The organism is Shinella sp. WSC3-e (assembly GCF_945994535.1).
GTDB lineage: Bacteria > Pseudomonadota > Alphaproteobacteria > Rhizobiales > Rhizobiaceae > Shinella > Shinella yambaruensis.
This window is the reverse complement of the sequence record NZ_OZ000530.1, coordinates 665,158-682,864: the sequence shown is the minus strand read 5'-3', so window position 1 is coordinate 682,864 and position 17,707 is coordinate 665,158. Positions and strand designations below refer to the sequence as shown.

19 protein-coding genes are annotated in these 17,707 nt (G+C 64.9%); 16 read left to right on the top strand and 3 right to left on the bottom strand.

Annotated elements, in window-relative coordinates:
* Positions 1 to 78: 78 nt before the first annotated feature.
* Positions 79 to 1,200 carry a Gfo/Idh/MocA family protein gene (locus AABF56_RS03405; RefSeq protein WP_272804922.1) on the bottom strand — a complete coding sequence of 374 codons (1,122 nt, stop codon included), beginning with the start codon at positions 1,198 to 1,200 and terminating at the stop codon, positions 79 to 81.
* 213 nt (positions 1,201 to 1,413) lie between these two features.
* Here AABF56_RS03405 and AABF56_RS03400 point away from each other — a divergent pair, with 213 nt between their 5' ends.
* From AABF56_RS03400 to iolB, 5 genes are all read left to right on the top strand, one after another.
* On the top strand, positions 1,414 to 2,271 hold the full coding sequence (locus AABF56_RS03400; RefSeq protein WP_244770017.1) for a MurR/RpiR family transcriptional regulator: 858 nt from the start codon (positions 1,414 to 1,416) through the stop codon (positions 2,269 to 2,271).
* A gap of 121 nt (positions 2,272 to 2,392) precedes the next feature.
* Positions 2,393 to 4,327: a bifunctional 5-dehydro-2-deoxygluconokinase/5-dehydro-2-deoxyphosphogluconate aldolase gene (locus AABF56_RS03395; protein ID WP_272804921.1), complete on the top strand. Its 1,935-nt coding sequence runs from the start codon at positions 2,393 to 2,395 to the stop codon at positions 4,325 to 4,327.
* An 81-nt stretch (positions 4,328 to 4,408) separates the two neighbouring features.
* Positions 4,409 to 6,259, top strand: a complete 1,851-nt coding sequence (gene iolD, locus AABF56_RS03390; protein ID WP_272804920.1) for a 3D-(3,5/4)-trihydroxycyclohexane-1,2-dione acylhydrolase (decyclizing) — start codon at positions 4,409 to 4,411, stop codon at positions 6,257 to 6,259.
* A 215-nt stretch (positions 6,260 to 6,474) separates the two neighbouring features.
* Complete coding sequence (gene iolE / locus AABF56_RS03385; RefSeq protein WP_272804919.1) at positions 6,475 to 7,392, top strand: myo-inosose-2 dehydratase; 918 nt, start codon at positions 6,475 to 6,477, stop codon at positions 7,390 to 7,392.
* A 35-nt stretch (positions 7,393 to 7,427) separates the two neighbouring features.
* Positions 7,428 to 8,222: a 5-deoxy-glucuronate isomerase gene (gene iolB, locus AABF56_RS03380; RefSeq protein WP_272804918.1), complete on the top strand. Its 795-nt coding sequence runs from the start codon at positions 7,428 to 7,430 to the stop codon at positions 8,220 to 8,222.
* Between the two features lie 121 nt (positions 8,223 to 8,343).
* Here iolB and AABF56_RS03375 read toward each other — a convergent pair whose 3' ends face one another.
* On the bottom strand, positions 8,344 to 9,372 hold the full coding sequence (locus AABF56_RS03375; RefSeq protein ID WP_272804917.1) for an extracellular catalytic domain type 1 short-chain-length polyhydroxyalkanoate depolymerase: 1,029 nt from the start codon (positions 9,370 to 9,372) through the stop codon (positions 8,344 to 8,346).
* A gap of 229 nt (positions 9,373 to 9,601) precedes the next feature.
* On the opposite strand from AABF56_RS03375, the gene AABF56_RS03370 reads away from it, so the two are divergent.
* From AABF56_RS03370 to AABF56_RS03355, 4 genes are all read left to right on the top strand, one after another.
* Positions 9,602 to 10,825, top strand: a complete 1,224-nt coding sequence (locus AABF56_RS03370; RefSeq protein ID WP_244770011.1) for an acyl-CoA dehydrogenase — start codon at positions 9,602 to 9,604, stop codon at positions 10,823 to 10,825.
* Between the two features lie 116 nt (positions 10,826 to 10,941).
* Positions 10,942 to 11,298, top strand: a complete 357-nt coding sequence (locus AABF56_RS03365; protein ID WP_272804916.1) for a hypothetical protein — start codon at positions 10,942 to 10,944, stop codon at positions 11,296 to 11,298.
* Positions 11,299 to 11,425: 127 nt separating this feature from the next.
* Complete coding sequence (locus tag AABF56_RS03360; protein WP_272804915.1) at positions 11,426 to 11,854, top strand: PilZ domain-containing protein; 429 nt, start codon at positions 11,426 to 11,428, stop codon at positions 11,852 to 11,854.
* Between the two features lie 125 nt (positions 11,855 to 11,979).
* Complete coding sequence (locus AABF56_RS03355; protein ID WP_272804914.1) at positions 11,980 to 13,101, top strand: pyridoxal phosphate-dependent aminotransferase; 1,122 nt, start codon at positions 11,980 to 11,982, stop codon at positions 13,099 to 13,101.
* Between the two features lie 76 nt (positions 13,102 to 13,177).
* Here AABF56_RS03355 and AABF56_RS03350 read toward each other — a convergent pair whose 3' ends face one another.
* Positions 13,178 to 13,447 (bottom strand): SEL1-like repeat protein, encoded by a 270-nt coding sequence (locus tag AABF56_RS03350; protein ID WP_024270734.1) that lies wholly within the window; start codon positions 13,445 to 13,447, stop codon positions 13,178 to 13,180.
* Positions 13,448 to 13,913: 466 nt separating this feature from the next.
* Between AABF56_RS03350 and AABF56_RS03345 the strand changes: the two genes are divergently transcribed.
* The 7 genes from AABF56_RS03345 (at position 13,914) to vapC (ending at position 17,705) form a co-directional block, all read left to right on the top strand.
* On the top strand, positions 13,914 to 14,252 hold the full coding sequence (locus tag AABF56_RS03345) for a DUF2147 domain-containing protein (protein WP_272804913.1): 339 nt from the start codon (positions 13,914 to 13,916) through the stop codon (positions 14,250 to 14,252).
* Between the two features lie 345 nt (positions 14,253 to 14,597).
* Complete coding sequence (locus AABF56_RS03340; RefSeq protein ID WP_244770006.1) at positions 14,598 to 14,762, top strand: hypothetical protein; 165 nt, start codon at positions 14,598 to 14,600, stop codon at positions 14,760 to 14,762.
* A gap of 31 nt (positions 14,763 to 14,793) precedes the next feature.
* Positions 14,794 to 14,970 carry a hypothetical protein gene (locus AABF56_RS03335; RefSeq protein ID WP_244770005.1) on the top strand — a complete coding sequence of 59 codons (177 nt, stop codon included), beginning with the start codon at positions 14,794 to 14,796 and terminating at the stop codon, positions 14,968 to 14,970.
* 121 nt (positions 14,971 to 15,091) lie between these two features.
* Entirely contained in the window at positions 15,092 to 15,412 is a 321-nt protein-coding gene (locus AABF56_RS03330) for a YnfA family protein (protein ID WP_244770004.1), read from the top strand.
* Positions 15,413 to 15,526: 114 nt separating this feature from the next.
* Positions 15,527 to 17,029, top strand: a complete 1,503-nt coding sequence (locus AABF56_RS03325) for an AMP nucleosidase (RefSeq protein ID WP_244770003.1) — start codon at positions 15,527 to 15,529, stop codon at positions 17,027 to 17,029.
* 59 nt (positions 17,030 to 17,088) lie between these two features.
* Positions 17,089 to 17,319: a type II toxin-antitoxin system VapB family antitoxin gene (locus tag AABF56_RS03320; RefSeq protein ID WP_272804912.1), complete on the top strand. Its 231-nt coding sequence runs from the start codon at positions 17,089 to 17,091 to the stop codon at positions 17,317 to 17,319.
* Positions 17,316 to 17,705: a type II toxin-antitoxin system VapC family toxin gene (gene vapC / locus AABF56_RS03315; RefSeq protein WP_272804911.1), complete on the top strand. Its 390-nt coding sequence runs from the start codon at positions 17,316 to 17,318 to the stop codon at positions 17,703 to 17,705. The genes AABF56_RS03320 and vapC overlap by 4 nt, the downstream gene beginning before the upstream one ends.
* Positions 17,706 to 17,707 lie beyond the last annotated feature (2 nt).

The following is a 17,707-nucleotide window of genomic DNA, read 5'->3' as shown; positions in this document are numbered from 1 at the left end:
TGCCGAGAGTATTACGTATGGCCCCTGCCGTTTCAATGTGCGGCCGGCCGGATTTTTTTGACCCGGCCGGCGAGAACGTCATGCGGCGGCGATCTCGACCCAGCGGCCCTCGCGGAAAGATTGCGCCATGGCGTGCACCGATTTCTCGATGCGCAGGCCATGGTTGAAATCGATGGAATGCGAGGCCATGCCGGCGATGGCGGCGATCAGCTCGCGGCATTCGATGACCTTGAGATCGTTAAAGCCGAGGCCGTGGCCGGGGGCTGGAATGAACCGGTCATAGGGCTTGTGATGCGGGGCCGTCAGAATTGTGGAAAAGCCCTGCTCGCTCGCGCGGCCCGCCACCGTATAGAGCTGGAACTCGTTCATGCGCTCCTGGTCGAAGAGGATCGAGCCCTTCGAGCCGTAGATCTGCAGCGCGATGCGGCCCTTGCGGCCCCAGGCGGAACGGTTGGCCATCAGCACGCCGGAGATGCCGCCGGGAAGGCGCATCAGCACGCTGGCGATGTCGTGGTTCTCCACGGCGCGTCGGCCGCCCTCCTTCAGCGGGCGGTCGGCATAGGGCTTTGCCAGCGAGGCGATCACCGCCTCGACATGGCCGAACAGGCTCCAGAGCAGCGAAAGCGGGTGAACGGAGAAATCGTCGAGCGCGCCGTAACCGGAAGCGGCCTCGCTCTTCCAGTAGAACGGCGCTTCCGGATCGGCCATGAAATCCTCGTCCATCTCGACGCGGACATGGTTGACCGTGCCGATCGCGCTCTCGTCGATGAGGGAACGGATGTGCCGCATGACCGGGTTCTGGATATAGTTGTAGCCCATGACCGCGACCTTGCCGGAGGAGCGCTGGGCGGCGAGCATGCGCTCGGCATCGGCCAGCGCCGGCGCCATCGGCTTTTCGCACCAGACGTGTTTTCCCGCTTCCAGCGCGGCAATCGCCATCTCGGCGTGGAACTGGTTCGGCGTGGTCACCGAGATCACGTCGACCTCGGGATCGGCGAGGAGATCGCGCCAGTCGGCGGTCGATCTGGCAAAGCCGAATTCGCGGGCGCGGCTGGCGGCAAGCTCCGCATTGGCCTCGGCCAGATGCACGAGGCGCGGACGCTCCACGTCGCCGAAGACCGCGCTGACATTGTTCCAGGCAAGCGCATGGCACTTGCCCATGTAGCCGGTACCGATCAGTCCTATTCCCAAGGCCTTCATGCCGCCTCCTCCATCTGCCGGGGTTCCATTTCCACGCGCATGCAGCCGCAAAACCGCTACGCATTCGCGCCGGATTTGCTCTATACCTCGCCGTATATGCGTCTTCGGCACCATGCATAGCGGGAAAGATTTGGAACGAAAACTATCTTTTCTGAGAATATGGAATATTTATTTCGTTTGTCGCAGAATGGCCGCACGAGGGAGGACAGAACCATGAACAGCACCGAAGCGGCCCTTACACGCGTGCCCCGTGATTTCGACAGCCTGCGCAGCGTCATCATCGAGCGCAAGGTGAGCATGCCGAAGCGCCTGGCGCAGGTGGCGGCCTATGCGCTTTCCAATCCGGACGAGATGGCCTTCGGCACGGCGGCGAGCATCGCGACGGCCGCCGACGTGCAGCCCTCGACGCTGGTGCGCCTTGCCCACCACCTCGGCTATGAAGGTTTTTCCGACCTGCAGAACGTTTTCCGCGCCCGGCTGCGCGACCGCACGCTCTCCTATGAGGAGCGCCTGCTCTCCCTGGAGGCCGGGCCGGCGTCCAACAGCGACACGGAGCTGCTTTCCGGCTTTCTCACCGCCGCCAGCCAGTCCGTCGCGCGGCTTGCCAGCACCATCGACGGCGAGACCTTCTCCAGGTCCGTCGAGCTTCTGGCGCGGGCCGAGACGATCTATCTCGTCGCCAAGCGCCGCTCCTATCCGCTGACGGCGCACATGGCCTATGCGCTCGGCAAGCTCGGCATCCGCCACCAGATCATCGCCTCGCCGAACGGCATCGACGCCGAGATGACGCAGTTCGCCACCGCCAAGGATGCGGTGATCGCCGCCAGCTTCGCCCCCTATGCCGCCGAAAGCCTGACGCAGGCGCAGGAACTGGCCGCCCGCGGCGTGCCGATCGTCGCCATCACCGACTCGGTCTTCTCGCCGCTGGCCGCCTCCGCCACCCACTGGTTCGAGGTTTCCGAGGCGGACTATGCCGGCTTCCGCTCGCTCTCGGCCTCCATGGCGCTCGCCATGGCGCTGCCGGTCGCCATCGCCGAAAAGCGACGCAGCCTCAAGCGCGCCGCGAAGTGAAATGCTGTGGAATAAAAACGGAATGTATATTCCGAATTGACAGAATAATGGAATTCATGTTTCATTTTCCGCACGGACCGCCGCACCTTGAATGACGGCGCCGCGAGACCGGGAGGAAGACATGCCGCACACTGACCAGGGCCAGAGCCAGGACAAGACGCTCGACGTCATCACGATCGGCCGCTCGTCCGTCGATCTCTACGGCCAGCAGCTCGGCACGCGGCTGGAGGACACCGCTTCCTTCGCCAAATCCGTCGGCGGCTGCCCGGCCAACATCGCCATCGGCACCGCCCGCCTCGGCCTCAGGTCCGCGCTGATCACCCGCGTCGGCGACGAGCAGATGGGCCGCTTCATCCGCGAGCAATGCGCCCGCGAAGGCGTGAATGTGGAGGGCATCAGGACCGACAGGGAACGGCTGACGGCGCTCGTGCTGCTCGCCATCGAATCCGAAGGCGTCTCGCCGATGATCTTCGTGCGCACCGACTGCGCCGACATGGCGCTTAACGAGGGCGATGTGGACGAGGCCTTCGTGCGCTCCTCCCGCGCCGTGCTCGTTTCCGGCACGCATTTTTCCCGCCCCAACACCGAGGCCGCCCAGCGCAAGGCGATCCGCATCGCCAGGGAGAGCGGCGGCAAGGTCATCTTCGACATCGACTACCGCCCGAACCTCTGGGGTCTTGCCGGCCATGCGGAAGGGTTCGAGCGCTACGTGAAATCCGACCGCGTCTCCGCCATCATGAAATCCGTGCTGCCGGATTGCGACCTCATCGTCGGCACCGAGGAGGAGATCATGATCGCCTCGGGCGCCGACGACGTGCTCTCCTCGCTGAAGGCGATCCGCGCCGTCTCGGCGGCGACGATCGTGCTGAAGCGCGGCGCCATGGGCTGCATCGTCTATGACGGCCCGATCTCCGACGACCTGGAGGACGGCATCGTCGGGCAGGGTTTCCCCATCGAGGTCTACAACGTGCTCGGCGCGGGCGATGCCTTCATGTCGGGCTTCCTGCGCGGCTGGCTGAAGGGCGAGGATCACAGGACCTCCGCCACCTGGGCCAACGCCTGCGGCGCCTTCGCCGTCTCCCGCCTGCTCTGCTCGCCGGAATATCCGAGCTGGGACGAACTCGCCTTCTTCCTCGCGAACGGCAGCAAGCACCGGGCGCTGCGCAAGGACGAGGCGATCAATCACATCCACTGGGCGACCAACCGCAAGCAGGACGACATCCCGCTGCTGATGGCGCTTGCCTGCGACCACCGCATGCAGCTCGTCGACGTCGCCGACGAGCTGAAGGTGCCGCACGAGAAGATTTCCGAATTCAAGCGCCTGACCGTCAAGGCCGCCGCGCGGGTTGCGGACGGCCGCCCCGGCTACGGCATGCTGATCGACGAGCGCTTCGGCCGCGACGCCTTCTTCGACGCCGCGACGCAGAATTTCTCCTGGCTCGGCCGGCCGGTCGAGCTGCCGGGCTCCAGGCCGCTGCGCTTCGAGTTCAGCCAGGATATCGGCTCGCAGCTCGTCGAATGGCCGCTCGACCATTGCATCAAGTGCCTGTGCTTCTATCATCCCGACGATCCGGCCGCGCTCAAGACGGAGCAGCAGGAGAAGCTGCGCGCGCTTTTCGAGGCCGCACGCCGCGTCGGACGCGAACTGTTGATCGAGATCATCGCGGGCAAGAACGGGCCGCTCAAGGATGATACGGTCTCGACCGCACTGCAGGAGCTCTACGATCTCGGCATCAAGCCGGACTGGTGGAAGCTGGAGCCGCAGGCCTCCAGCAGCGCGTGGGAGAACATCGAGGCCGTCATCGCGAGGAACGACGCCTATTGCCGCGGCATCGTGCTGCTCGGCCTCGAAGCGCCGACCGAGGAGCTGGTGAAGGCCTTCGAGGCGACCAGGGTGGCGCCGGCCGTCAAGGGCTTTGCCGTCGGCCGCACGATCTTCGTCGACGCCGCCCGCGCCTGGATGGCCGGAAAGATCGACGACGAGGCGGCGATAGCGGACATGGCCGGCCGCTTCCGCGCGCTGACCGACGCCTGGCTGCGGACGCGCGGCCTTTAAGGGACAGGGCAATCCCGCAAGACGCGTGGCGGTTCGCCCCGTCAGGGATTGCGGCAATGAAGAGAATTCGGGAGGAAGACCATGGCAAAGACGATCCGGCTGACGATGGCGCAGGCCGTCGCGCATTTCCTGAAGGCGCAGATGACGGTCGTGGATGGCAGGAAGGTGCCGATCTTCGCCGGCGTCTGGGGCATTTTCGGCCACGGCAACGTCGCCGGCATGGGCGAGGCGCTCTATCAGGTGCGCGAGGACCTGCCGACGCTGCGCGCCCACAACGAGCAGGGCATGGCGCATGCGGCCGTCGCCTTCGCCAAGGCGAGCTTCCGCCAGCGCTTCATGGCCTGCACGACCTCGATCGGCCCCGGCGCGCTGAACATGATCACCGCGGCGGGCGTCGCCCATGTCAACCGCCTGCCCGTGCTGTTCCTGCCCGGCGACGTCTTCGCCAACCGCATTCCCGATCCGGTTCTCCAGCAGATCGAGAATTTCGGCGACGGCACCGTCTCGGTGAACGACGCCTTCCGCTGCGTCTCGCGCTATTTCGACCGCATCACCCGGCCGGAGCAGATCATCCCCGCGCTGAAGCGCACCATGCAGGTGCTGACCGATCCGGTCGATTGCGGGCCGGTGACGCTCTCGCTCTGCCAGGACGTGCAGGCCGAAGCCTATGACTATCCGGCGAGCCTCTTTGCGGAGAAGGTCTGGACGCACCGCCGGCCGCGTCCGGACAGCGACGAGCTTGCCGCCGCCATCGCCACGCTGCGCAAGGCGGAAAAGCCGCTGATCATCGCCGGCGGCGGCGTGCTCTATTCGCAGGCGACCGCCGAGCTGAAGGCCTTTGCCGGCATGCACGGCATTCCGGTCGCCGTCACACAGGCCGGCAAGTCGGCGCTGCCGGACGACCATCCGCTCTGCATGGGCTCGATCGGCGTCACCGGCACCTCGGCCGCCAATGCATTTGCCGAGGAGGCGGACGTCATCCTCGCCGTCGGCACCCGCATGCAGGACTTCACCACCGGCTCCTGGGCGCTTTTCAAGAACGACGCCGTGACGATGATCGGCCTCAACACCGCCGCCTTCGATGCCGCCAAGCACAACAGCCAGCCGCTCGTCGCCGATGCGCGCGAGGGCCTGACGCTGCTTTCCGAGGCGCTCGGCGGCTGGAAGGCGCCGGCCGCGGTGGAGGCGGCCGCAAAGTCGCGCAAGGACGAATGGATGGCCGCCGCCAGCCGGGCGACCGCCGCCACCAATGCCGCCCTGCCCTCCGATGCGCAGGTCATCGGCGCGGTGCAGCGCGCGATCGGCGGCGACAATTCGGTTCTCGTCTGCGCCGCCGGCGGCCTGCCGGGCGAGTTGCACAAGCTGTGGCGGGCCAACAGGCCCGGCGGCTACCATATGGAATACGGCTTCTCCTGCATGGGCTACGAGATCGCCGGCGGCCTCGGCGTCAAGCTGGCGCGGCCGGAGGCCGATGTCGTCGTCATGGTCGGCGACGGCTCCTACATGATGATGAACTCCGAGCTGTCGACCTCCATCATGCTCGGCCAGAAGCTGACGATCGTGGTGCTCGACAACCGCGGCTACGGCTGCATCAACCGGCTGCAGATGGCGACCGGCGGCGCGAACTTCAACAACCTCCTGAAGGACTCGATGATCGAGACGATGCCGGACATCGACTTTCGGGCGCATGCCGAGAGCATGGGCGCGGTCGCCGTCAAGGTCTCCTCCATCGCCGACCTCGAGACGGCCATCCAGCAAAGCAAGGGCAACGACCGCACCTCGGTGATCGTCATCGACACGGACCCGCTGATCACCACGAAGGACGGCGGCCACTGGTGGGATGTCGCGGTTCCGGAAGTCAGCGCGCGCGACGAGGTCAACAAGGCGCGCGAGGCCTATGTGAAGGCGCTCGAAGCCCAGCGGATCGGTTAGGCAGTGCCGTGGAACACCCCCCTCTGCCCTGCCGGGCATCTCCCCCTCAAGGGGGGAGATCGGCAAGGGGAGAAGCATCGCTCAAACTTAGACGTCAATGATCGGCGAAACGGTTACCCCATCCAAATCTCCCCCCTTGAGGGGGAGATGCCCGGCAGGGCAGAGGGGGGTATCGCAACCAAATATTTAGCCCTTCTTTCCAAGGAGATTTTTCGATGAAAGCCAAACTCGGCATGTCGCCCATCGCGTGGTGGAACGACGACCTTCCGGAGCTCAGCGACGACGTATCCCTGGAAGAATGCCTGCGGCAATCCCGCATCGCCGGCTTCACCGGCATGGAAAAGGGCCGCCGCTTCCCCGAGGATCCGGCGGTCATGCTGCCCATCCTGCGCGCGGCCGACGTGACGCTGTGCGGCGGCTGGTTCTCCGGCACGCTGGTCGACGAGGAGCTTGCGGTCAACAAGGACCGCATCCTCCCGATGATCGAGCTGTTCAAGGCGGTCAACGCACCCTGCATCGTCTATGGCGAAGTCGGCCGCTCCATCCAGGGCGACCGCTCCAGGCCGCTCGCCACCAAGCCGCGCCTTTCCGACGACGAGATGAAGGCCTATGGCCGCCGCCTCACCGAATTCGGCGAATGGTGCGCCGGTGAGGGCATGCCGCTTTCCTACCACCATCACATGGCCGCCGTCGTCGAGACCGAACCGGAGCTCGACGCCTTCATGAAGAATTCGGGCGAAGGCATTCCGCTGCTGCTCGATGCCGGCCATCTCGCCTTTGCCGGCGGCGACGTGCTGCGCGCCATCGACAACCACCACGCCCGCATCAACCACGTCCACGTCAAGGACATCCGCCGGTCCGTGGTGGACGGGCTCGACCGTACGAAACAGTCCTTCCTCGACGCCGTGGCGCTCGGCGCCTTCACCGTTCCGGGCGACGGCTCGCTCGATTTCGGCGCCATCGTCAAACGTCTCGCCGATCATGGCTATGAAGGCTGGTTCGTCGTCGAGGCCGAGCAGGACCCGCGCAAGGCGCCGCCGCAGAAGATGGCCGAGGTCGGGCATGCGGAATTGATGCGCGTCATGACGGCGGCGGGCTATACCGTGGAGACGGAAGGGTTTCCGAAAGGATAACCCTTCCCCCGATGCCGACTGAAAGGAAAAAGCCCATGTCGACCCTCATCATCAAACCCGAAGGCAACCATGGCCGCGTCAGCCATGTGACGCCGGAAAGCGCCGGCTGGACCTATGTCGGCTTCGACCTGCACCGCATGAAGCCGGGCGAGATCCTGGCAGCCGAGACGGGAAGCCGCGAGGTCTGCCTCGTGTGGATCTCCGGCAAGGGCAAGGCGACGGCGGCGGGCGAGGATTTCGGCATCCTCGGCGAGCGCATGAGCCCCTTCGACGGCGCCCCGCACGCGCTCTACATCCCGGCCGATTCCAACTGGTCGGTGACGGCGGAGACGGACCTGGAACTCGCCGTCTGCTCGGCGCCGGGCGGCGGCGACTACAGAGCCAAGGCCATTCCGCCGGGCACGCATCCGAAGGTCAGCCGCGGCAAGGGCTCGAATGTCCGGCATGTCCACAACATCATGCCGGAAGACGACAATTCGGCCCATTCGCTGCTCGTCGTGGAGGTGATCACGCCGAGCGGCAACACCTCCTCCTACCCCTCGCACAAGCACGACCAGGACAACCTTCCGCACGAAAGCTTCCTGGAGGAGACCTACTACCACCGCCTCAACCCGCCGCAGGGCTTCGCCTTCCAGCGCGTCTATACGGACGACCGCTCGCTCGACGAGGCGATGGCGGTGGAGGACGGCGACGTGACGCTGGTGCCGAAGGGCTACCACCCCTGCGCCACCATCCACGGCTACGACCTCTATTATCTCAACGTGATGGCCGGGCCGAAGCGGGTGTGGAAGTTCCACAACGCCAAGGAGCACGAGTGGCTGCTCGCCTGAGGAAGTCCCTCACGCATAAACCCGCTTTACCCAATGGCCATCCTCTCTCGGGGCGTGGATGGTCGGGTCAAGCCCGACCACGACGGAGGAGAGGTGGTGAAGCGGCCCAGCGTGGTGACGGCTACCGCTTCCACCTGCGCGTCAGGCCCCAGGCCCTGGCGATCTCCAGCGTCGAGGAAAAGCCGGCCTCCAGCATGAAGGGCTCGGTCGCGGCGGCGTAACCGCCGCCCTCGCCGCGTTCCACCGGCGTGCCGTGGCCCATGCCGTCGATCTCGTGGAAGGTGACGAGAGGCCTTCCTTCCTTGTCCGGCCAGATGCGCGTGCGGCGGCCCTTCATGCGCTTTTCCACGAAGGCCTCCTTCGGCAGGCGATAGAGGTCGCGCCATTGCTCGACCAGGGCGAGGCCGTTCGACAGGGCGACGGTTTCATCCGCCGTGCCGTGCCAGATGGAGATGGCCGGCTTGCGCGAGATGCGTGGGGAGACGGTGCGCACCAGCTCGCTCCATTCGCGCGGGCTCCTTTCCGGCGCCTCGCCCATCGCGTCGAAGGCGCGGGTGGCGTCGCGCGCGGCGCCGAAGGGCAGGCCGGCGATGATCGCGCCGCCGGCAAAGAGCTCGGGATAGTTGGCAAGCATCGCCGCCGTCATCGCGCCGCCCGCCGAAAGGCCGGTGATGAAGACGCGCTCCGGATCGCTTGCCGCCCGCCCGGCCGCATAGGCCACCATCTGGCGGATCGACATCAGCTCGCCGCGGTCGCGCGTCACCTCGCTCGGCCGGAACCAGGTGAAACAGCGCCGCGGATTGTTCGCCTCGCGCTGCTGGGCATAGATGACCGAAAAGCCGCGCTCTTCCGCCAGCGATGCCCAGCCGGCCGCGCGATCGTAGCTTTCGGCATCCTGCCGGCAGCCGTGCAGCACCAGAACGAGCGGCCGTCCGGCCGGAAGGTCCTCCGGAATATGCTCGAACATCAGCAAGCAGCCCGGATTGCTGCCGAAGCCGGTGACTTCGGCAAGCCGGGAGGCGCCGGGCGGGCGGCGGCGGGCGGCAGGCGCCTTGCGCTCGGGGTTGCGGTGAAACGGCCAGAACAGGTCTCCCAGCCGCGCTTCGGTCGGCAGCAGCCGCTCGACCGATCGCTTGAAGCGGTCCCGCATGCTTGGCCTCTCTTTCGTGGAATTGCTCATCGTCAGGTTATTTGCTCATCAGGCGGGGCAGGATCAAGGCGGAACGGGAAAAATGCGGGGGACGGCTCATTCTCCAGGCTCATGAGGGCATTCATAAATAGCCAAAGCGTTTGCCGATCCGGTTCGTTCCCGACCTTTCGGAGAGGGGCAAGCTGATGTAGCACTTCTGCAACGACAAAACCGCGACAGGAGGACATCCATGAGCGAGCATCACAGCGCCACCCCGCAGCAGGCCCGCGCCAAGATGGCGCCCTTCGACTGGGCAGACCCCTTCCTCCTGGAAGACCAGCTCACCGACGAAGAGCGCATGATCCGCGACACGGCCCGCGCCTATTGCCAGGACAAGCTCGCAGCGCGCGTCACCGAGGCCAACCGCCACGAGATCTTCCACCGCGAGATCATGAGCGAGATGGGCGAACTCGGCCTGCTCGGCCCGACGATCCCGGAGGAATATGGCGGCGTCGGCGCCAACTACGTCTCCTACGGCCTCGTCGCCCGCGAAGTCGAGCGCGTCGATTCGGGCTACCGCTCGGCCATGTCCGTACAGTCCTCGCTCGTGATGCACCCGATCTTCGCCTACGGCACGGAAGAGACCCGCAAGAAGTACCTGCCGAAGCTTGCCTCCGGCGAATGGGTCGGCTGCTTCGGCCTCACCGAGCCCGACCACGGTTCGGACCCCTCCTCCATGATCACTCGCGCGAAGAAGGTCGACGGCGGCTATCTCATCTCCGGCGCCAAGAACTGGATCACCAATTCGCCGATCGCCGACGTCGCCGTCGTCTGGGCGAAATCCGACGCGCATGACAACAAGATCAAGGGCTTCGTGCTGGAACGCGGCATGAAGGGCTTCGAGACGCCGAAGATCGAGGGCAAGTTCTCGCTGCGCGCCTCGGTGACGGGCATGATCATGATGCAGGACGTCTTCGTGCCCGAGGAGAACCTGCTGCCCGAGGTCGCCGGCCTTGCCGGTCCCTTCGGCTGCCTCAACCGCGCCCGCTACGGCATCGCCTGGGGCGCCATGGGCGCCGCCGAGTTCTGCTGGCATGCCGCCCGCCAGTATACGCTCGACCGCAAGCAGTTCGGCCGGCCGCTCGCCGCCACGCAGCTCATCCAGAAGAAGCTCGCCGACATGGAGACCGAGATCGCCCTCGGCCTGCAGGGGGCGCTGCGCCTCGGCCGCCTCTTCGACGAGCACCGCGCCCCGGCCGAGCTCATCTCGCTGATGAAGCGCAACAATTGCGGCAAGGCGCTCGACATCGCCCGCGTCTCGCGCGACATGCATGGCGGCAACGGCGTGTCCGACGAATACGGCGTCATCCGCCACGTCATGAACCTGGAGGCGGTCAACACCTACGAGGGCACGCACGACATCCACGCCCTCATCCTCGGCCGCGCCCAGACGGGCCTCCAGGCCTTCCAGTAAGCCGCAGCCCTTTACCCATCCGGCGGCCGCTCGTTCAAATGCGAGCGGCCGCCTTCACCTTTCCTCCATCCCGTTTCGATACAATCGGCAGCGAGCCACAGGAGCGGGAGGGAGCCATGCCCCTCAAACACGTCCACGACCAGCTTCGCCTGCGCCACCCCAAGCGCAGTTTCGTCCAGTATCGCATCGACAGGCCGGGCTTCGTCACGCCGATCGGCCACCATCTCAGCACGGCGATGCGCTACACCTGCCTCATCCGCAGCATTTCCAGCGCCGGCGCGGTGCTCTCCATCAACAAGACGCTGACCCTGCCAGAAAACTTCTACCTGGAGATCCACGGCATCCGCGACGAGATCCCCTGCACGGAGTTCAAGCGCGACGGCGAGGAGCTGGTGGTGCGCTTCAACATGTTCCTCGACACCGACTTCCTCGACCTCGTGCTCGGCCGCGCGCCCCAGGACCACGACGCCTGAGCGGCGCCTCTTGCGGAAGATCGAACGTCTAAACTTTTAAGCATTTGTTTTAATGAAACAAAATACTCGCCTGCGACACTCTGCCCGTCTCTGTCGGACATGACGTCCCCTTTGGGAGAAAGCGGCAATGAGTGACGACGCCAAGAAGCGCTCCGGCGCGGGCCTCTACGAACGGAAATGGGAGCGGTTCGCTGTCAACCGGCAGGGCATGCTGATGACCGTCGGTTTCGACCTGATGGCGCCCAAGACGCGCCACTGCAAGCTGATCGACATATCGCTCGGCGGCGCGAGTTTCACCGTCGGCACGACGATCGGCCTGCCGCTGCACTATTACCTCTCCATCGTCGGCGTCGCCTCGCGCATCGGCTGTGCGGAGGTCTACCGCAACGACAACCGTATCGGCGTTCAGTTCATCAAGGAGATCGACGAGGAGCTCCTGCGCATGATCGTACGGTCCGATTATTTCACCGGCGGCATCACCGGCCGCCTCAAACAGCCGGAACGGCGCTACATGGTGGGCATCGAGAAGGGCGGCGTCGGCTCGGCCACCAACTGATCGTTTCGCGTCACGACATTATTGGCTAGGCTGCCCGCCGGGAACCGATTCCGGCGCCGCGCCTTCCCGGCGCATCGGCCGCGGCGGCGTCCCGCATCCGTGTCGATCGATCCCAGGCAGGCCCCATGTCCGCATTTTCCCGCTTCACCGCCCTCGCCCAGTCCCTGCCCGCAACGGTGCCCTTCGTCGGGCCGGAAGCCATCGAGCGCAACCGCGGCCTTGCCGTGCGCGCCCGCATCGGCGCGAACGAGAGCGGCTTCGGCCCGGCGCCGTCCGTCCTGGCGGCGATCAGCGCTGCCGCCGGCACGACCTGGATGTATGCCGATCCGGAGAATTTCGACCTTCGGGAGGCGCTTGCCCTTCATCACGGCATTTCGCGCGACAACATCGCCATCGGCGGCGGCATCGACGGGCTGCTCGGCGAAATCGCGCGGCTGGTCATCGAGCCGGGCACGCCGGTCGTCACCTCGCTCGGCGGCTATCCGACCTTCAACTACCATGTGAACGGGTTCGGCGGCCGGCTCGTCACCGTGCCCTATGTCAAGGACCGGGAGGACCTCGACGGCCTTCTCGACGCCGTGCGGCGGGAGAATGCGCCGCTCGTCTATTTCGCCAATCCGGACAATCCGATGGGGAGCTGGTGGGATGCCGACAGCGTCGTCTCTTTCGCGCGGGCACTGCCGGAAACGACGCTGCTCATTCTCGACGAGGCCTATGGCGAGACGGCGCCGGCGGGCACCATTCCCCCGATCGGCGCGCTGATCGGCCAGCCGAACATCCTGCGCATGCGCACCTTCTCGAAGGCCTACGGCCTTGCCGGCGCGCGGATCGGCTATGCGATCGGTACGCTCGGCAATGCGCAGGCCTTCGACAAGATCCGAAATCATTTCGGCATGGCCCGGATCTCGGTCCAGGCGGCGCTCGCCGCGCTGAAGGACCAGGCCTATCTTGCGGACGTCATCGCCCGTATCGGCGCCGCCCGCGAGCGCATCTCGCAGATCGCGCGGTCCAACGGCCTTGCTCCCCTCGCCTCCGCCACCAATTTCGTCACCATCGATTGCGGCCGGGACGGCACCCACGCCCGCGCCATTGTCGATGGCCTGATGGAACATGGCGTCTTCATCCGCATGCCGGGCATCGCCCCCCTCAACCGATGCATTCGCATCAGCGTCGGGCCGGATGACGATATGGCGTTGCTGGAGGAGGCATTGCCGCTGGTTTTGAAGCGAATAGCGAGTAGTGAATAGCGAATTGGGGGCATTGCCGTCTCCACGGTCTTCTTTACGCTTCCCTATTCGCTACTCCCCATTCGCTATTCGCCCATCAATGAACCGTCATCCACTCGCGCGCTGCACGCAGCGCCAGGGCGAGGTCCGTCTTCGTCATCGTCGCGGCAAGGTCGGCGCGCAGCTCCGCGGCGCGTTCGCAACCCTTGATGGCGGCGATGTTGAGCCATTTGTGCGCCTGCACCACGTCGACGGCGCAGCCGCGGCCGGTGGCATACATGAGGCCCATGTCGCAGAAGATCTCGGCGCGGTTCTCGCCGCCCGTCATGGCGGCCGTTTCGGTGTTCTGAAAGTCAAAGCGTGCCATTTCGATTGTCCCTGTCTACCTGGTTTTCTGCTCGTATTGTCCTGTTTTACCTGCCCTTTCGGGCCTCCTAGGGCGCCTGCCGTCTTCAGCGGCCTTGGTCTTCCTTCGGAGTTTTGCCGGCGGGTTTTCCCTGCTCGTCTTATGGCTCCACTATGCCGCGGACCTTTCAAAATGCGCTTAAAATGCATGCTTAATTTGAGACAAACAAAGTCCAAACGCTTGGTAAAATTGGGTTTTCGTTAAACATCAGAGGCGCTGGAAACCGCCGCATTCGCTTCAAAATTTACCGATTGTTCAACCGGCGATTTCAACCTTTCGCTAACCACGCAAACCGGTCGGGTTTTTCCGCAATGCAATTCTTCGGGTCGCCGACGCCGGAAAAACGCAAGCAGATCCATTCTCCGCGCATATTTACCTTTACGTTCGCGTAAGATATTGTCGGCGCGCATTCTGGAGGAGGAAGAGAATGAACCTGAAGACATGGATCGCCGCCGCCCTGTTCATCGTCCCGGGCGCGGCCCTTGCCGCCGAGCCGATCGAAGGCACCTGGAAGACCGCCAGCGGCGAGACCGCGGCGATCGCCAAATGCGGCGGCAGCTTCTGCATCACGCTGAAAACCGGGAAATTCGCCGGCAAGCGCATCGGCAAGCTGGAGGGCGCCGGCGCGGACTATACCGGTTCGATCACCGATCCGGCGGCCGACAAGACCTATAGCGGCTCCGGCTCGGTGAGCGGCAATTCGCTGAAGATGAAGGGCTGCGTCCTGAAGGTGCTCTGCAAGTCGCAGACCTGGTCGCGGCTTTGAACCGCAAGGATTGAGGAAACCGGCCGGCGCCCGGGCGCCGGCATTCGGCTGTCCGCGCGACTTTCAGCACGCCGTCAGGGCCTGCTTGCCCTTGCCCGGGCCAATCTGCATCTCCACATGAAAGTACCGGCTCCCCGGCCGCATGCCGGGCTCACAGCCGCCCGGGCTGGCCAATCCCCCGCCCGATCAGGGCCGCTCCCGGCATGCCCGCCTGCCCCCGCTCAACGCCCTCCCGAAGCCCGATCACAGCTTTCCTGAACGGGAGATGAACCGGCCTCTCAGGGAGCGTTCAGTCCCGCAATGCGACAAGGGTCACACTGAAACATGTCAATGAGGGACGACACCATGGACATCCTCGCACGCCGTCTGACGATCATCACCCTGCTGATGGCCATTTTCGCGATCATGCTCGCCGCCGCCGTCGAGACCGACTACCGCCGCAGCACGCACAACACGACCGGCAAGTTCGTCGCCTGCGCGACGCCGGACATGTGCCGCGCCTCGCTCTGACACTTCTTCCAAGACACCTGGACACGCCGAGATGACGACCGCCCTTGCCCATACCTGCGCCACCGCCATGCGCATCCTCGCCCTCTCGGCGATGATGATCGCCCCGGTCGGTGCGCTCGCCTGGAGCAATGCCGGCGGCCTCGGCATCGAGAAGCAGGGGGCGGGCCTCGTCCTCTTCGTCACGCTCCAGCGCCAGTCGATGAGCTGAGAATACGCTTTGCCCTCCCGCCATCCGTGCTAAACGGGTCAGGCCAGCGCTTTCCCTTTCCCGTCGTCACCGATCCGAAACGGGCAGGCGCAAGTCGACATGCCTGAGCCCGGAGCCGCGGATGAAATCCCTCCTTGTCTTTTCCCTCGCGGCCCTTGCCGAGATCGCCGGGTGCTTTGCCTTCTGGGCCTGGTGGCGGCTCGACAAGTCCATCCTGTGGCTTGTTCCCGGCATGGCCTCACTCGCGCTTTTCGGCTGGCTGCTGGCGCAGGTCGACAGCGCCTTTGCCGGGCGGGCCTATGCGGCCTATGGCGGGGTCTATATCGCCGCCTCCCTCCTCTGGCTCTGGTTTGCCGAAGGGCTTCGCCCCGACCGCTTCGACGTGGCCGGCGCGGCGCTGGCGCTCGTCGGTGCCGGCGTCGTCCTCGCGGCCCCGCGCTAGGGCCAATCGCCCTTCAGCCCGGGCCGGCCTCGGCTGAAGGGCGATTGGTCCCGGGGCTTGCGGGCGCGCCGAACTTGTCGTTTGCTTGTCAAAAAACAACACCTATAGTGATTCATGAGCAAACGAATCTTCTCCCCCAAGCCTCTTTCCTTCGCGACACCCGAGCCCTACGAGCCGCAATCCTTCGAGGATTCCACGGCCGCCGTCGATGCCCTGCAGGCCCTCTACGACCGCAACACGACCTTCCTGACCGACGCTTTCGTTTCGCTCGGCAGGAACGGCACGCCGGACAAGCGCTTCCGCGCCTGCTACCCCCAGGTCTCCATCGAGACGACCAGCTTCGGCCATGTCGATTCCCGCCTGTCCTACGGTTACGTCGCCTCGCCCGGCGTCTACACGACCACCATCACGCGGCCGAAACTCTTCCGGCACTATCTCAAGGAACAGCTCGGCCTTTTGATGCGCAACCACGGCGTTCGTGTCATCGTCTCGGAATCGACGACCCCGATCCCGCTGCACTTCGCCTTCGGCGAAGGCGCCTATGTGGAGGCGGAGATCGCCGAGGGCATCGAGCTTCCGCTGCGCGATCTCTTCGATGCGCCGGACCTCACCACCACCGACGACGAGATCGCCAACGGCGCCTATGAGCCCGGCCCTGGCGAACCCTCGCCGCTCGCGCCCTTCACCGCGCAGCGCATCGATTATTCGCTCGCCCGCCTCAGCCACTACACGGCGACGAGCGCCAACCATTTCCAGAATTTCGTGCTCTTCACGAACTACCAGTTCTATGTCGACGAATTCTGCGCCTGGGCGCGCCTGCAGATGGCCGAGGGGGGCAACGGCTATACGGCCTTCGTCGAGCCCGGCAACATCATCACGCCCGCCGGCGCCGACATGCCGGAGACCGACCTGACGCTCGCCCGCCTGCCGCAGATGCCGGCCTACCACATCAAGAAGAAGGGCCATGGCGGCATCACGCTGGTCAATATCGGCGTCGGCCCCTCCAACGCCAAGACGATCACCGACCATATCGCCGTGCTGCGTCCGCATGCCTGGCTGATGCTCGGCCATTGCGCGGGCCTCAGGAACAGCCAGACGCTCGGCGACTACGTGCTCGCCCATGCCTATGTGCGCGAGGACCACGTGCTCGACGACGACCTGCCGGTCTGGGTGCCGATCCCGGCGCTCGCCGAGGTGCAGGTGGCGCTGGAAAGCGCCGTCGAGGAGGTGACGGGCCTCGAAGGTTATGACCTCAAGCGCATCATGCGCACCGGCACCGTGGCGACGATCGACAACCGCAACTGGGAACTGCGCGACCAGCGCGGCCCCGTCAAACGCCTCTCCCAGTCCCGCGCCATCGCGCTCGACATGGAATCGGCCACCATCGCCGCCAACGGCTTCCGCTTCCGCGTGCCCTATGGCACGCTGCTGTGCGTTTCCGACAAGCCGCTGCACGGCGAATTGAAGCTGCCGGGCATGGCGACGGCGTTTTACCGGACGCAGGTGAACCAGCATCTGCGGATCGGGATCCGGGCGCTGGAAAAGCTCGCCGGCATGCCGACGGAGAAGCTGCATTCACGCAAGCTCAGGAGCTTCTTCGAGACGGCATTTCAGTGACGTTGTGAGCGATCGTGCCCTGGTGTATAATCACTCGTCTTTATACACACGAGGCCACCATGCGTACGAACATCGATCTTGATGACGACTTAATCGCAAAGGCGATGGAGCTGTCAGGCCTACCGACAAAAAAAGCGACCGTCGAACTCGCGCTTCGCCAATTCGTTGAAAATGGCTACCGACGGCAAGCTTTTGATGAGTTGTGGGGAATCGGGTGGGAAGGCGACCTCGACGCGATGCGAACCGATATCGACCCTGATGAGGACTTCGGTAAAGACGCGGCACAATGATCATTGCCGATAGCTCGGTCTGGATTGCGGCTATCCGTGGAATCTTGACGCCCGAAACCGCGCGACTCAAAATCTTGTCTACCGGTTCCGATGTCATCATGGGTGACATCATTCTTCTGGAGGTTCTCCGGGGAGCAGAGAACGACCGACATGCCGCAAACATTCAGAAGAGACTGGCGCGGTACACGGTCGTGCCCATGCTCTCTCCGGAGATAGCCGTCAAAGCCGCGAGCAATTATCGCAAACTGCGTTCAAAAGGCATCACCATCCGCAAGACGGCCGACCTCATTATCGGCACCTATTGCATGGAGCATGGCCACAGCCTGCTCCATGCCGATCGCGATTTTAATCCGATGGCCGAGCATCTCGGCCTTCGAATCGCTTAAAA

What these genes read in the sequence shown, in the direction of transcription:
- AABF56_RS03405 (WP_272804922.1), bottom strand. Translation starts at nt 1,200, where the DNA reads ATGAAGGCCTTGGGAATAGGACTGATCGGTACCGGCTACATGGGCAAG.
- AABF56_RS03400 (WP_244770017.1), top strand. Translation starts at nt 1,414, where the DNA reads ATGAACAGCACCGAAGCGGCCCTTACACGCGTGCCCCGTGATTTCGAC.
- AABF56_RS03395 (WP_272804921.1), top strand. Translation starts at nt 2,393, where the DNA reads ATGCCGCACACTGACCAGGGCCAGAGCCAGGACAAGACGCTCGACGTC.
- iolD (WP_272804920.1), top strand. Translation starts at nt 4,409, where the DNA reads ATGGCAAAGACGATCCGGCTGACGATGGCGCAGGCCGTCGCGCATTTC.
- iolE (WP_272804919.1), top strand. Translation starts at nt 6,475, where the DNA reads ATGAAAGCCAAACTCGGCATGTCGCCCATCGCGTGGTGGAACGACGAC.
- iolB (WP_272804918.1), top strand. Translation starts at nt 7,428, where the DNA reads ATGTCGACCCTCATCATCAAACCCGAAGGCAACCATGGCCGCGTCAGC.
- AABF56_RS03375 (WP_272804917.1), bottom strand. Translation starts at nt 9,372, where the DNA reads ATGCGGGACCGCTTCAAGCGATCGGTCGAGCGGCTGCTGCCGACCGAA.
- AABF56_RS03370 (WP_244770011.1), top strand. Translation starts at nt 9,602, where the DNA reads ATGAGCGAGCATCACAGCGCCACCCCGCAGCAGGCCCGCGCCAAGATG.
- AABF56_RS03365 (WP_272804916.1), top strand. Translation starts at nt 10,942, where the DNA reads ATGCCCCTCAAACACGTCCACGACCAGCTTCGCCTGCGCCACCCCAAG.
- AABF56_RS03360 (WP_272804915.1), top strand. Translation starts at nt 11,426, where the DNA reads ATGAGTGACGACGCCAAGAAGCGCTCCGGCGCGGGCCTCTACGAACGG.
- AABF56_RS03355 (WP_272804914.1), top strand. Translation starts at nt 11,980, where the DNA reads ATGTCCGCATTTTCCCGCTTCACCGCCCTCGCCCAGTCCCTGCCCGCA.
- AABF56_RS03350 (WP_024270734.1), bottom strand. Translation starts at nt 13,447, where the DNA reads ATGGCACGCTTTGACTTTCAGAACACCGAAACGGCCGCCATGACGGGC.
- AABF56_RS03345 (WP_272804913.1), top strand. Translation starts at nt 13,914, where the DNA reads ATGAACCTGAAGACATGGATCGCCGCCGCCCTGTTCATCGTCCCGGGC.
- AABF56_RS03340 (WP_244770006.1), top strand. Translation starts at nt 14,598, where the DNA reads ATGGACATCCTCGCACGCCGTCTGACGATCATCACCCTGCTGATGGCC.
- AABF56_RS03335 (WP_244770005.1), top strand. Translation starts at nt 14,794, where the DNA reads ATGACGACCGCCCTTGCCCATACCTGCGCCACCGCCATGCGCATCCTC.
- AABF56_RS03330 (WP_244770004.1), top strand. Translation starts at nt 15,092, where the DNA reads ATGAAATCCCTCCTTGTCTTTTCCCTCGCGGCCCTTGCCGAGATCGCC.
- AABF56_RS03325 (WP_244770003.1), top strand. Translation starts at nt 15,527, where the DNA reads ATGAGCAAACGAATCTTCTCCCCCAAGCCTCTTTCCTTCGCGACACCC.
- AABF56_RS03320 (WP_272804912.1), top strand. Translation starts at nt 17,089, where the DNA reads ATGCGTACGAACATCGATCTTGATGACGACTTAATCGCAAAGGCGATG.
- vapC (WP_272804911.1), top strand. Translation starts at nt 17,316, where the DNA reads ATGATCATTGCCGATAGCTCGGTCTGGATTGCGGCTATCCGTGGAATC.